The organism is Micromonospora sp. AMSO12t (assembly GCF_008806585.1).
Classification (GTDB): Bacteria; Actinomycetota; Actinomycetes; order Mycobacteriales; family Micromonosporaceae; genus Micromonospora; species Micromonospora reichwaldensis.
Genome location: NZ_WAAS01000021.1, coordinates 18,322 through 31,495 on the forward strand (window position 1 = coordinate 18,322; position 13,174 = coordinate 31,495).

A 13,174-nucleotide genomic window follows, 5' to 3' on the forward strand; every position below is an offset into this window, starting at 1 on the left:
CGGGTCTACTTCACCGCGCCCGAGGTGAGGCCCGACTGGATCTGGCGCTGGAAGATCGCGTACACGATGATCATCGGGAGGATGGCGATGGTCAGGGCGGCGAAGAGGCCGGACCAGTCGGCCTCGTAGCCGGCGTTCACCGAGATGTCCGCGATGCCCTGGGTGAGCACCCACTTCTCCTTGGCGTTGGAGAGCAGCACGAGCGGCAGCTGGTACTGCGCCCACTGGCCGATGATGTTGAAGATCCCCACGCTGATCAGGCCCGGCTTCGCCATCGGCAGCATCACCTGGAAGAACAGCCGGGTGTGCGAGCATCCGTCGATCATCCCCGCCTCGGCGACCGACGTCGGCAGCGTCTTGAAGAACGCGGTCAGGAAGAACACGGTGAACGGCAGCGAGTAGGCGATGTAGACCAGCACCAGCCCGGTGTGGGTGTCCAGCAGCCCCAGGTTCTTCACCACGAAGAAGAGCGGCACCAGGGCGAGGAAGACCGGGAACGCCAGCCCCGAGACGAACAGGTAGTAGACCGCCCGGTTGCCCCAGAACTTGTAACGCGCCAGCACGTACGCGGCCATCGAACCGAACAGCATGGTGCCGAGGACGCTGAACGTCACCACGATCACGCTGTTCAGGAAGTATCGGCCGACGTTGGCCTTGGTCCACGCCCGGGCGTAGTTCTCGAACCGCAGCTCCGCCGGGAGCGTCCACGGGCTGCTGAAGATCTCCGTGGTGTTCTTGAACGAGGCGAGGAAGGTCCAGAGGATCGGCACGATCACGATCACCGCCCAGACCGCGAGCGCCACGTGCCCGAGGCTGGCGAAGAACCGTACCTCCGAGCGTCGGCCCCCGCCCCCGCGCTTGCCCGCGGCGCCCGGCTTGACGTTCTTCGGCGGTAGTGCCGCCGGTGTCGGCGGCAGCGTCGTCTGCGGGTTCATCAGTACTCCACGCTTTCCCGCTTGGTCAGCCGCAGCGTCAACGCCGCGAACGTGAGGGTGAGGAAGAACAACGCCACGCCCATAGCCGAGGCGTAGCCGTACTTCGAGTAGACGAAGGCGTTGCGGTAGATCTCCATGGCCAGCACCGTGGTCGCGCCGTCAGGGCCGCCGCCGTCCACGGAGAGCACCGAGACGATGGCGAACGCGTCGAAGGCGGCGATGCCCAGGTAGACCCAGGCGACCTGGAGGGTGTCCCAGAGCAGCGGCAGGGTGACCCGGAAGAAGAGCGTCACCCGGCTCGCCCCGTCGATCTCGGCGGCCTCGTAGATCTCGCCCGGGATCGAGGCCATGCCCGCCGAGAAGAGCACCACGTAGAAGCCGACCGCCTGCCAGACCAGCACCGCGATGATCGACCAGAGCGCCAGGTTCGGCCGGATCAGGAAGAGCACCGGGTCGAAGCCGAGCTTCATCAGCACACCGTTGATCAGGCCGGACTCGTTCGGCCGGTAGACCATCTGGAACAGCACCGCGATGATGGCCACCGCCAGGACCTGGGGGAAGAAGAACACCACCCGGTAGAACTTCGACCCCCAGACTCCCTGGCGCTGCCCGCCGCTGCTCTTCCCGCCCACGTTGAGCATGAACGAGAAGAACAGCGCGATGGCGATGGTGATCAGCGGCAGGGCAAGCAGCAGTACGCCGTGGTGCTGGACGGCCTTCCAGAAGTTGTCGTCGTCGAACAACCTCCGGTAGTTGTCGAAGCCCACCCACTGCGGGGCGGAGAACCCCCGCCAGTTGGTCATCGAGATCTGGAACGCCTGCGCGTACGGCGCGATGACGAAGACCACGTACAGCGTGACCGGGACGAAGAGGAACCCGATCACGAACGGATACTTGCCGTGCCGCATGACCCTCACGCCCCGATCAGCGCTTGAACTTGGTGATGGAGCTGTCCTTCTTGATCGCGTCGGCACGCTTCTGGATGCGCTCCACGAAGGCGTCCGCCTTGATCCGGCCGAACATCAGCTCGTTGGTGGCCGTGCGGACCTCCGTGTCGAGCTCCTTGTACCAGCCGTCGAAGTAGATGTTGAACACGTCCTGGCCGGCGGCCTTGAGCGCGGCCTGCGAGCTGGCCACGCCGGGCGGGAAGGCGAAGCCCTCCGAGCCGGCGGTGACCACGGTCGGGGCCTTGACCGTCTCGGTGAAGCCCTTCGCGCCGGCCACCGAGAGCATCTGGCGCATGTACTCCAGGCCGCCCTTGGGGTTCTTGCTCTTGGCCGAGACGAAGTAGCCCTCACCGGCGGTCGCCCGCAGCGCCGTCGCCGGCAGCTTGTCCGAGGCGGACAGGCTCGGCACCGGCATCAGCTGGTAGTCGAAGCCGGACGGGGTGTCCTTCTTCTGCTCGCCCTCCAGCCAGTCACCGCTGGGGTAGAACGCCAGCTTGTACTGGTTCTGCCGCAGCTGCACGTCGGTGTGCTTGAGCCCCTCGAAGCTCTTGTCGACGTACTTGGCGCCGATCTCGGCCCACGCCGTGGCGGCCTGCTTGACCGCGTCCTGCTGCCAGGCGCCGTCCTCCAGGTTGTCGATGTTCTTCAGCACGTCGGTGCCGCCGATCTTCGCCGCGTGGGTGAGGATCACGTTCCACTGGTAGTACGCGGCGTTCGCACCGGCGTAGCCGTACGGGGTGATGCCCTTGGCCTTGATCTTGTCGAGCAGGGCGGTGAACTCGGACCAGTCCTTCGCCGGCGCCCAGCCGTTGTCCTTGAACAGCTTGCCCGAGTACCAGATGCCGAAGACGGTGGAGACGTAGTACAGGACGTACGGCTTGCCGTTGAAGGACCCGACGTCGACGGTGCCCGGCACCACGGTGTCGCGGACCTTCTTGTTCGGGTCGTCGACCGACGGGGCGTCCCACAGCTCGGTGAGGTCCTGGAGCTGGCCGTCGGCGACCAGGGCGCCGAAGTCCATCATCTTCTCGCCGGAGTTGTTCACGAACTCCGGCGGGTTGCTCGAGGCGAACCGCGGCTGGAGAACGGTGGAGACGGCCTGGGTCGACTGGTGCTTGATCTCGGCCTTCGGGAACGCCTTCTTGTACAGCGGCTGGTGCACGTCGGTGGCGTACTTCTCGCCGTAGCCACCGTTGAAGATGACCACCTCGATGGGGGCGTCCTCGGCCACCCCGAGCGGGTTGGTGGCGCTCTTCTTACCGTCCGCGACCTGCTCGTTCTTCTCGTCGCCGCCGCTGGTCGCGCAGGCGCTCAGCAGGCCTACGGCCGGGGTGGCGAGCAGACCCACGGCGGCGGCCCGGCGCAGCACGGTCCGGCGGCTCAGGTCGGCCGGGTTGTCGGGGGTAATCGACATCGTCGTCTCTCCTTGGGATGTTCGGGTCAGGCGGTCCGCCGGAGGCGCCCGGCGTACCTCGACTCGAGGGCGTGGTTGTGCTCGTCCCCGCCGGGGACGTTGGCGGAGAGGTAGATAGGGGGTACCTCCCCGGCCTGGTGGAACCGTCGTACGACCTCGGCGGTCAGCAGCTGCGCCAGCAGCGCCGCGGTGACCGAGGAGACCGCACAGACCGCGCCGCCGCCCTCGAGCGGCAGCAGTGCGTCGCCGTACGGCGCGCCGTTGTCCAGCACGACGTCGGCGAGGTCGGCGAGGCGCCGGCCGGACGGGTGCCGCGGGGCGACCCGTGCGGTGTGCGCGACCGAGGTGACCGCGATCAGCGGGTGGCCGCGTCCGGTGACCAGCGTCGCCAGCTCGACCACCGAGCCGTTGATGCCGGACTGCGACGCCACCACGAACACGTCCCGCGGCTGCGGGGCCGCCAGCGCGTAGAGCTGGTGGGCGATGGCGGGGTCGCGCTCCAGCTTCGGGTCGGCGAGCACGTCCCGCGGCGCGTCGCCGTGCAGCACCAGGTCGTGCAGGGAGAGCCGGTTGGTGGGCACCAGGCCGCCGGCCCGGGCGACCAGCTCCGCGGCGAACGCCTCGGAGTGGCCGGCGCCGAACGCCTGGAGCACCCCGCCGGAGCGCAGGCTGGTGGCGATCAGGTCGGCGGCGGCGCCGATCGCGTCGGCGCTGGCGTCGACGAGCCGGTCGAGCACCGGGCGGACGGCGTCGGCGTACCCCTGGGCGCTGATCATGCGGTGGCCCCCTTCGCGGCCTTGTGCCCGTCGACGGCCTGGGCGGTACGCCGGAAGGCCGCGTGGGCGCGGTCGTGGGTGCGCTGGGCGACGGCGATGTAGAGCAGGTCGAGCACGACCAGCTGCGGGTGCCGGGCGGAGAGCGCGTCGGGGCGGAAGGTGGTGGTCTGGCTCGCGGTGAGCAGCACGATGTCGGCCAGCTCGGCCAGCGGCGAGCGCGGGAACCCGGTCAGCGCCACGGTGGTCGCGCCCCGGCTGCCCGCCTCGGCGAGCATCTCGATGGTCTCCCGGGTCTGGCCGGTGTGCGAGATGCCCAGTGCCACGTCGCCCTGGCGCAGCAGGGCCGCGCTGGCGAGGCCCTCGTGCACGTCGTTCCAGGCCCAGGCCGCCACCCCGATGCGGTGCAGGCTGAACTGCATCTCCTCGCCGACCAGGGCGCTGCCGCTGGCCCCGAAGATGTTCACCCTCGACGCCCCGGCGATGGCGACGGCGGCCCGTTCCACCTCGGCGAGGTCGAGCAGCGCGGCGGTGTCGTGCATGGCGCGGGTGTCGGCGGCCATGATCTGGTCGAGCACCCGGGAGAGGGGGTCGCTGGGCTGGATCTCGCGGCCGATGTCGACGGTCCAGCCCGCCGAACGGGCCCGGCCGGTCTCCGCGGCGATGCCGAGTCGCAGGTCGGCGTAGCCGTCGAAGCCCATCGCCCGGCAGAACCGCGTGATCGTCGCCGGGGAGGTGCCGCTTCGCTCGGCCAACTCCACGATCGTCGCCCGGGCGGCGGCCTCCGGGTCGCTGAGCACGTGCTCGGCGACGCGGCGCAGTGCCCCCGTCAGCTCGCCCGCGCCGGCCCGGACCCGCGCCAGCACGCCGTCGGAGCCGACCCCGAGCGCACCCCGCCGGTCGACCGCGCCGGCGTCGACCACCGCGGTCCCCGCGGAGGTGTCCACCTCGTGATCAACCATGGGGCACCTTTCGGAAAAGAGTGTTAACTGTTAGTGGTAAAAGTTCTTACTAAAGGCCCCTCCGTGTCAAGGCTGCGGGCGAAGTTTTCAAACTGTTACCTGGCGCACGGCTCCCGAGCCTGTCCGCCCCTTGCCCACCGCCGCCGGGCCGACCAGCATGAACGCGGCGTCGATCGAGAGGTGGGTGCGGATGTCCGACAGCGTCGTGGTCGGCCTCGACGTCGGGGGTACGTCCACCCGGGCGACCGCCCTGACCCTCGACGGGCGACGGCTGAGCAGTGGCCGGGCGGGCGGCGGAAACCCCACCAGCCACGGTGCCGAACGGGCTGCGGGCGAACTCCTGGCCGCCCTGCGGGAGGCGCTCGCCGGCGTCGATCCCGCCCGGGTGCGTGGCGGCACGATCGGGCTGGCCGGGGCGGGCCGGTTGCTCGCCGATCCGGCGGGCCGCGACGCCTTCGACCGGGCCTGGCGCGACGCCGGCCTGCGCTGCCCGTACGCGGTGCACGGCGACGCGCTGGTCGCGTACGCCTCGGGCACCGCCAGCCCGGACGGCACGGTGCTGATCGCCGGCACCGGGGCGATCGCCGCCGGGGTCCGGGAGCTGCGGCTGGACCGGGTCGCCGACGGTCACGGCTGGCTGCTCGGCGACGCGGGTTCGGGCTTCTGGCTGGGCCGGGAGGCGGTCCGCCGGCTGCTGGCCGACCTCGACCGGGGGCACGCACCCGGCCGGCTGGCGACCGGGGTGCTCACCGAACTGCTCGGCTCCGCCGAGGTGGCGGCCCGCCCCCGGGACACCGTCGACGCCCTGGTCCAGACGGTGACCCGGCGACCCCCCGTGGAACTGGCCCGGCTCGCGCCCCTCGTGGTCGCCGCCGCCGTCGACGACGAGCCGGTCGCTTGTGGGCTCATCGACGAGGCCGCCGCGCACCTGGCGGAGAGCGCGGCGCGGATCCGCCCGGCGGGTGAGGTCTCCCCCATCGTGTTCGGCGGCGGCCTGCTGACCGGCGACACCCCGCTCGCCGCGGCGGTCCGGGTCGAGGTCGGCCGGCGGTGGCCCGACGCGCCGCTACACAGCGCCGGCGACGGCGCCGCCGCCGCGGCCTGGCTCGCCGCCCGCGACCTGCCCGAGGTGACGGATCCGCAGGCCCTGCACGCCCTGCTGGTCCCGACGCGCTGAGCCCACCGGTCGAGCCCACTCCCTCGACCGGTCCACATTCGGATCGCGGAACCTGGTACACGTCGTTCGAATTCGGCCGCACGCCACGTTCCTGTGGCGTCCCGGCACGAACTGAAATAAGAGCCATGCATCGAGGTGCGTCTTCTGGGCTCATCGCCGCCCACCGTCGGCACCCGCCCCCGGGAATTGTTCGGCAATGCCCGCCGACCTCGCCAGGAGCGCCGGCATCGGTGCCCCACGCGCCGGCGCGGATGGTGCTAACTTGGCTGCCGTGAAGCCCGATTCAGGCTGGCATCGCCTCCCCTCGCGTCTTGAAGCCGATCAACTCGTCGTCGACGACCACTACAAGGTGATGAAGCGGTGGGAGACCCCGCTCATGCAACGGATGGCAGAGATCCTGCTCGCGAACCTGGAGCGGACCCGCATCATCGAGGTCGGCTTCGGCATGGGGATCTCCGCAGGTGCTCTCCAGGACCAGAAGATCGAGCGCCACACCATCATCGAACCCCACCCGGAGATGTTCGAGCGCCTGCAGCAGTGGCGGGCCGAGCGCCCCCAGGCTGACATCCGGCCCGTGCACGACTATTGGCAGAATCAGGCAGGCCTGTTCGCGGAGGCCGACGGGATCTTCTTCGACACCTACGCCGAGGATGTGCCCGCCCTGGTCGACGAGAATGTCTCCTTCCTCGTCGAGGCGGCATCGCACCTCAAGCCGGGGGCCGCCGTCGCGCTGTTCTGGATCCTGCCGACCATCGACGAGGTTCAACAGGAAAAACTCTACAGCCACTACCGGCGAATCGTGATCGAGCGGGTTCCCGTGGAGCCGGGGACGACCGGCGTCAACGCGCTCGCCCGCCTGGGCTTTCTTCTCGCCATCATCGCGATCAAGTAGGTCGCCGGTGTCGCTGACCTACGTTGTCTGCGCCACTCCGCGCGTCGGCAGCACCTACCTCTGCGAGGCATTGGGGCGCGTTCGGGGCGCCGGCTCACCGCGGGAGTGGTTCGGCCGTCCACGCATCCACCATCTGGCCGGCACCTGGGACCTACGGGCACCGCAGTCCACGATGGACGAGCCGCGGCTGACGGACCCGTCGGCGTATCTCCGCAGAGTGCGCGCCGAGGCGGACAGCGGCGGAGTGCTCGCCCTCAAGCTGCACTGGAATCAGGTCGAGTGGTCGCGTGACAACCTCGGTGTCGATCCACTCGCCGTTCTCGATGGCCGGCAGGATGTGCGGTTCATCCGCCTCTACCGCGACGACCTGGTCCTGCAGACGGTGTCCAGCTATCTCGCCTCGGTGACCAAGGAATACGTGCGCTGGGCCGGGACGGGCCACACCGACGACGACGAATTTCGCGACGCCGTGGCGGGGACCCCGGCCTACGACTTCGACGTCCTGTTGGACACCCTGCAGGCGTTGGCGGTCATCGAGCACGGGTGGAGCCCGTTCTTCGCCGAGCGCGACACAGCACCCTACACCCTGAGTTACGAGGAGCTGGACGACGATCTGGCTGGCTCGGTCAACGGTGTCCTTGAGTACCTCGGCCTTCCCCGGCAGTCCGTGGTGACGTCTCCGGTGGTGCGGCAACGGACGGCCACCAATGACGACCTGGCACAGCGGTTCCGGTCCGATCTGGTGAGCAGCGGGGTGGTCGATGCGCTCCCCGCCGACCTGCGCCGCCGCTGCGGCGTGCCGGTGTGAGTGGCAGAGGATGCAGCTGAGGCCCCTGGGCGGGTTGGCCGTCTCCGGCTACGGCCTGGGCACGTGGACGTGGGGCCACGAGACCGACGAGGACTCCGCACGGGAGCAGTTGTGGTGCTTCCTCGATGCGGGCGGCACGCTCGTCGACACCGCAGCCGTCTATACGGACGGTAACGCCGAGCGCATCCTCGGCCGGTTGCTCGCGTCGGTGCCGCGTGACGCCGTCGTCGTCAGCACCAAGGCCGGCGTGACCGCGAACGGCGTGGACACCACCCCCGATGCCCTGCTGGCCCAGCTCGACGCGTCGCTGCGGCGTCTCGGTACGGACCATGTCGACCTGTGGCAGCTGCACGCCTGGAGCGACGCGACACCACTGCCGGCAAGCGTCGAGGCGCTACGTGTCGCACGTGATTCGGGCCGTGCCAGGGCGGTGGGGGTGTGCAACTACACGCCCCGCCAGGTGGACGAGGCATTCGCGGTCGCGGAGCGGATCGGCATGCCGATCAGCGGGGTGCAGCTCCAGTACTCGCTGCTGGTTCGGGCGGCCGAAGCCGTCGCGGAGCGGGTCCGTGCGCACGGTGCGGGGGTGCTGGCATGGTCGCCACTGGCCAGCGGGGTCCTGACGGGGAAGTATCACCGGGGTGTGCCGCCCGGTACCAGAGGCGCTGACCCCCGATACTCCCCGTTCATCGCGCCTTTTCTGTCCGCTCCCGAGGTGCCGGCGGCGCTCGAGGTACTCGACCTCGTCGCGGGGGCGCTGGGCCGCAGCTGCGCCGAGGTGGCGCTGGCCTGGGTTCGCGACCGCCCGGGGGTCGCCGGTGTGCTTCTCGGCGCACGTGACGCCGACCAGGTACGGGCCCAGCTCGCCAGCGTCGACCTGGAGCTGCCGGCGGAGGTGGCCGACCTGCTCACCAGCTCGGTGATGCCGATCGGATGATCACTCGTGCTGGCCCGACGCCCGTTCGGCGAGCATCCGGTGGAGTTCCTCCACGGTGTACTCGACGGGGGGCGTTTCGCGGCCGTGTTCGTCGGCCCCGGGTAGCGGCCGGCACCGGGGCGGTCGGCCTTCGCTCTTCGGTAGGAACTCGTAGTCCCGGCAGACCACGATGCGCAGCTGTTCGCGGCGATGACGGGTGATGAGGGCCGGGCACATGCCGAGCGAGTAGACACCGCAGTCGAGGTGCAGGGGCGGCTCCTTGAAGGTCACATCTTCGCTGTATCCGACGAAAATGATCAGGTCGTCACGGGCGATGTCGAACCCGCACGCCTGACACCGCCGCTCCACCATGCAGAGCACGGACTTGCCGGTGTCCACGAGTTTGAGCACGGGTGCTCCGGTCTCGTCCCGGAACGCCACGTGTGTGGCGAGGAACCCTCGGTGGTCCGCCTCGCCGTGCATCCCCGCGAGCAGGCGATCCGGGGGTGGAACTGGTCGTCTCGACACGAGCGGGTCCTTTCAGGAGTAGGCGTCACGGCACCTGGTGGAGTGCCTTCAGTGCCCAGGCGCAGACGAGCGCCGCCTTTCGCTTACGCGCGTCGCGGTCGGTGCTGCCGCCGTGGCCGGCTGACAGGTCCGTCGACAGCAGGAACGGTCCGCCGTGGGCCTGCTCGCGCAGGCGGGACACGTACTTGAGCGCTTCGTGCGCCCCGACCCTGCTGTCGTTCAGCGCGGCGAACACCAGCACCGGCGGGTACTCGCGGGAAGAGATGTTGTCGTAGGGCGCGTAGGCGCTGATGGCGGCGTAGGCGCGCGCGTCGGCCAGCGGGTTGCCCCACTCCGCCCGGTCGACAGTGGTGAGCGCCGCCTCGGAGTCGAGCAGGGTGCCGAGCGGGTCGAGGAACGGAACGTCGAGCACCAGCCCGGCGAACGATTCCGGCGAGGTGTTGCAGGCGGCAGCCGCGACGAGGGCACCGGCGGACGCGGCGCTGGCGACGACGCGCCCCGGTGGCAGGTCACAGGTTCGGACGAGTGCCTCCACGCAGGCCAGGTAATCGTTCACGCTGGTCGCCTTGTGCTCGCCACGGCCAGCCTCGTGCCAACCGGGTGGCCCCTCTCCCCCACCGCGGACATGAGCGAACGCGTAGATGCCGCCACGGTCGAGGAACGGCAGCCGCGCGGGATCGAAGTCCAGCGGTACGACGGCACCGTAGGCACCGTAGACCTCGAGCACCGCGCCCGGTGGCGGTGGCGGTGGCGCACCAGCGCTGCGACGTTGCCGCACCACGGTCAACGCCACCGCCGTCCCGTCACGACCGTGGGCCACCAGGTCGAGTTGTTCGTACCTGGCCGGATCCCAACCGGGAACCACCGCCCTGTCCACGATGTCGGTGCTGCGGCTGTGCGGGTCGTACGCCGCGGTGATCGGCGGGCAGACGACCGAGGAGGCGGTGAACCGTACGAGCCGCGAGTGGTGGTCCGGATTGCCGTTCACACTCACCCACGTCGTCGCGGCGGGCAGCGCCAGGTCGGTCACGACGTTGTCGGCGTCGATGACCCGTATCCCCCGGTGGCCGGGCGAGTACGTCTGCAGGACCACGTGTCCGGCGAACGCGTCGACGGTCAGCAGCTTCGTCTCCCGCGCGTCGCCGAACACCACCTCGGTCGGCTCTGCCGGGGCCCCGGCCGGGCAGTGCCACAGCCGGGAGGTCTCGTCACCGGAGTTGGCCAGGATCCAGAACTGCCCCTCCCGGTGGTCGGCCTGGAGATGCGTGCCGGCACGTCGTGCCGGCCCCAGGAGGAACGGTTCGGACCGTGGCGCCAGTGCGTCGATCACGGAGATCTGGTTGCCGACGTGGCTGTCCGACTCGATGAAGACGTACCTCTCACTACGTGACAGGTCGACGGTGAGCCACGACGACTCGTCCGGCTCCTCGTACACCAGGGTCCGCTCGCCCGTCGCCAGCGTGAGACGCCATACCTGGAAGGCCCGGCCGGTGGCGTCCGTGACGAGGTGGAAGTAGTGCTCGCCGGCGGCATCCCAGGCGCCGCCGTACGTGACCCCGTCGACCTGGACGGGCAGCTCGGAGCCGGCGGCGACGTCCCGGAAACGCAGGTGGAACCGCTCGTCGCCGACAAGGTCGACGGCGTACGCCAGGAGACGACCGTCCGGCGAGACGTCGTAGACACCGAGCGCGAAGTGCGGCTGCCCGGCTGACAGCGCGGCCTCGTCGAGCACGACCTGTTCGGTCTGTGGCACGGCCTCGCCCGAGTCGGGGTCGACCAGGCTGCGGCAGCGGAGCACCGCCGCGGATCCATCGGCCGTACGGCTGTAGTAGAGCCACTGCCCCTTCGCGACGGGCACCGAGCGCGTGCCCTGCGGCGTCCAGGACCTGATCTGCGCCTCGGCGTCCGCGGCCGTGCTCTCCAGCGGCTCCAGGATCGCCGTGGTGTAGGCGTTGTTGGCCTGGACGACGGCGAAGACCTCGGGGGTGAACAGGTCTTCCATCCACTGCCACGGGTCGCTGCGGGTCTGCCCGTGGTGCCGGGCGAGGTGCTCCCTCGGCGGTGCAGCGGGTGGGTCGACGTCGGCCACCCTCCAGGTCGCCGCGACGCGGGCGCCTTCACTCATAGAGTTCCCTCAGCTCACGCATCTCCTGCACCACCTCCGGCCACAGCTCGTCCGGCCCGGACAGGGCGCCCTCGATGCCGAAGATGTTGCCGAAGGGATCGCGGAACTGGGTGATCTGCCTGCCACCCTGCACGGCCAGCGGCCGGTGTATCTCCAGGCAGCCCCGGTTGGCGAGTTCACGGCGGGCGTCGTTGAAGTCCGCCACCCACAGGTACGGCAGCGGCGAACCGCCGGGAGGATTGCGTTCGTCCGTCGGGGAGAACACGATCTCTACCCCGGCCAGGTCGATCGACGCCGAACGGGGGAAGCGGACCAGCGGCTGCCGCGTGAGGTTGGCCCACCAGTGCGCGATCGCAAGCCATTCCTCGGAGAAGATGACGACGGACGAGACGCGGCTGATCGATACCGTCATGAGGTCCCACCCGGTTCCCGCACCTCGAGCAGTGCCGCTGGCGCCCACCCGGCCACGAGCGCGTTGGCCTGGGATATCAGCACACGTCTGAGGAGCTGCGGTCGGGCGACGCTGAACAGGTCCGCCAGTGTCCGCCGGACGTCTTCGGGATCCGCGTCACGGCTCCACACGTGGGACGACGCGAACACGTCCGCGGCGTACAGCTCACCTCGCAGGATGGCGACGAAATCGTCGAAGCAGAGGGTGAGTCCACACGGGAACCGGTCCCGGGCCGTCTCGGCGGCTTCATACAACGGCACGAACCCGGACCGCGTGACGTCGAGCGCGTACTGGCAGCGGGTACCCGCCGGACCTTCGATGAGGGTGAGCAGGAAGGTCTTGGGCCCGAGGCCGTCGTGGGTGCCCTGCGCCCAGTGCGCGCGCCGTGGACCGCCCGGCGGGTACAGCGTCAGGTCCCTCGCCAGGCCGGGAAGCTCGTCGAGCACGAGTTCGTGGCGGTCGCGTCCTTCGCGGTCGCTTCTCGGCCGTGCGGACAGGGGGAGCACGAGCTCACCCAGCTCCTGTTCGTGGCCGGGCGAGACCCACTCCGCGGCGGCTGCCGGCTTCACGACCACGTCGATGTCCCAGGCGTCACCGGCACGGACCACGCACGGTGCGGCGGCCCCGGGCCCGGAGCCCTGCGCCACCCAACCGTCGAACACCGACCGGTCGACCGCCGGGTGCCGCACGCCGCTGCCAAGGTGCAGCCCGTCGCCATCTGACGCGGGCGCCCGCTCGGCCCCGCCGTGGCGCACCTCGAACACCGAGCCCTCGTCCGAAGGCACTCCATCGGCTCGACAGGGACCGTCGCCGCGCAGGTAGAACGCCGATGGGCAGCCGGTTTCGCGGACCATCAGCCCGGCGGTCGGCAGGGCCGCGGTACTGACCGGCGCCGGCGCCACGAATCGCAGCACGAGGTCACCGACGGAGACGTCGTGGTCGACGTACCCGCGGATCGCGACGAACCCCAGGACCTCGATCGCTTCGGCGGCCACCGCCGGCAGCAGCGGGCTCACCACCACCACCACCTGCCGATCGAGCTCGTGGAGCGTCTGCAGGTCCAGCTGTTCCGGGCGGGCACCGGTGATGACCACCGCGTCGACCGGCGGCATCGCGCCGTGGTCGAGGTGTCTGGGTGGGTGGAACACGTAGCGGTAGGAGTCGGTCCATCCCACGTCATCGAGCCAGGCCGGGTCCACCGCCACCCTGACCCCGCCGGTGGAGTGGACGCGCCAGCTGCGGCCAC

13 protein-coding genes are annotated in these 13,174 nt (G+C 70.2%); 4 read left to right on the top strand and 9 right to left on the bottom strand.

From position 1 onward, the window contains the following. Positions 1 to 5: 5 nt before the first annotated feature. Genes F6X68_RS05400 through F6X68_RS05420 form a run of 5 tightly spaced genes read right to left on the bottom strand, consistent with a single transcriptional unit; the run spans position 6 to position 5,031 of the window. Positions 6 to 935, bottom strand: a complete 930-nt coding sequence (locus F6X68_RS05400; RefSeq protein WP_151453223.1) for a carbohydrate ABC transporter permease — start codon at positions 933 to 935, stop codon at positions 6 to 8. Then, entirely contained in the window at positions 935 to 1,843 is a 909-nt protein-coding gene (locus F6X68_RS05405) for a carbohydrate ABC transporter permease (protein ID WP_151453245.1), read from the bottom strand. Before F6X68_RS05405 ends, F6X68_RS05400 begins: the two co-directional genes overlap by 1 nt. A 16-nt stretch (positions 1,844 to 1,859) precedes the next feature. After that, a complete protein-coding gene (gene ngcE / locus F6X68_RS05410; RefSeq protein WP_151453224.1) occupies positions 1,860 to 3,296 on the bottom strand; it encodes an N-acetylglucosamine/diacetylchitobiose ABC transporter substrate-binding protein in 1,437 nt (478 codons plus the stop codon). A 26-nt stretch (positions 3,297 to 3,322) separates the two neighbouring features. Beyond that, positions 3,323 to 4,072, bottom strand: coding sequence for a sugar isomerase domain-containing protein (locus tag F6X68_RS05415; RefSeq protein WP_151453225.1), 750 nt, complete (start codon positions 4,070 to 4,072; stop codon positions 3,323 to 3,325). Continuing rightward, a complete protein-coding gene (locus F6X68_RS05420) occupies positions 4,069 to 5,031 on the bottom strand; it encodes a MurR/RpiR family transcriptional regulator (protein WP_151453226.1) in 963 nt (320 codons plus the stop codon). Before F6X68_RS05420 ends, F6X68_RS05415 begins: the two co-directional genes overlap by 4 nt. A gap of 190 nt (positions 5,032 to 5,221) precedes the next feature. On the opposite strand from F6X68_RS05420, the gene F6X68_RS05425 reads away from it, so the two are divergent. The 4 genes from F6X68_RS05425 (at position 5,222) to F6X68_RS05440 (ending at position 8,845) form a co-directional block, all read left to right on the top strand. Continuing rightward, entirely contained in the window at positions 5,222 to 6,208 is a 987-nt protein-coding gene (locus F6X68_RS05425; RefSeq protein WP_151453227.1) for an N-acetylglucosamine kinase, read from the top strand. A gap of 196 nt (positions 6,209 to 6,404) precedes the next feature. Further along, complete coding sequence (locus F6X68_RS05430) at positions 6,405 to 7,100, top strand: class I SAM-dependent methyltransferase (protein WP_151453228.1); 696 nt, start codon at positions 6,405 to 6,407, stop codon at positions 7,098 to 7,100. 7 nt (positions 7,101 to 7,107) lie between these two features. Further along, entirely contained in the window at positions 7,108 to 7,908 is an 801-nt protein-coding gene (locus tag F6X68_RS05435; RefSeq protein WP_151453229.1) for a Stf0 family sulfotransferase, read from the top strand. 10 nt (positions 7,909 to 7,918) lie between these two features. Continuing rightward, on the top strand, positions 7,919 to 8,845 hold the full coding sequence (locus tag F6X68_RS05440; RefSeq protein ID WP_151453230.1) for an aldo/keto reductase: 927 nt from the start codon (positions 7,919 to 7,921) through the stop codon (positions 8,843 to 8,845). On the opposite strand, the gene F6X68_RS05445 is transcribed toward F6X68_RS05440, so the two are convergent. The 4 genes from F6X68_RS05445 to F6X68_RS05460 all read right to left on the bottom strand — a co-directional run bounded on the left by F6X68_RS05445 (position 8,846) and on the right by F6X68_RS05460 (position 13,133). Then, positions 8,846 to 9,307, bottom strand: coding sequence for a hypothetical protein (locus tag F6X68_RS05445; protein WP_151453231.1), 462 nt, complete (start codon positions 9,305 to 9,307; stop codon positions 8,846 to 8,848). Between the two features lie 70 nt (positions 9,308 to 9,377). Beyond that, positions 9,378 to 11,477, bottom strand: coding sequence for a prolyl oligopeptidase family serine peptidase (locus tag F6X68_RS05450; protein WP_151453232.1), 2,100 nt, complete (start codon positions 11,475 to 11,477; stop codon positions 9,378 to 9,380). Then, positions 11,470 to 11,889 (bottom strand): VOC family protein, encoded by a 420-nt coding sequence (locus F6X68_RS05455; RefSeq protein ID WP_151453233.1) that lies wholly within the window; start codon positions 11,887 to 11,889, stop codon positions 11,470 to 11,472. The genes F6X68_RS05450 and F6X68_RS05455 overlap by 8 nt, the downstream gene beginning before the upstream one ends. Next, on the bottom strand, positions 11,886 to 13,133 hold the full coding sequence (locus tag F6X68_RS05460) for a hypothetical protein (RefSeq protein WP_151453234.1): 1,248 nt from the start codon (positions 13,131 to 13,133) through the stop codon (positions 11,886 to 11,888). The genes F6X68_RS05455 and F6X68_RS05460 overlap by 4 nt, the downstream gene beginning before the upstream one ends. Positions 13,134 to 13,174 lie beyond the last annotated feature (41 nt).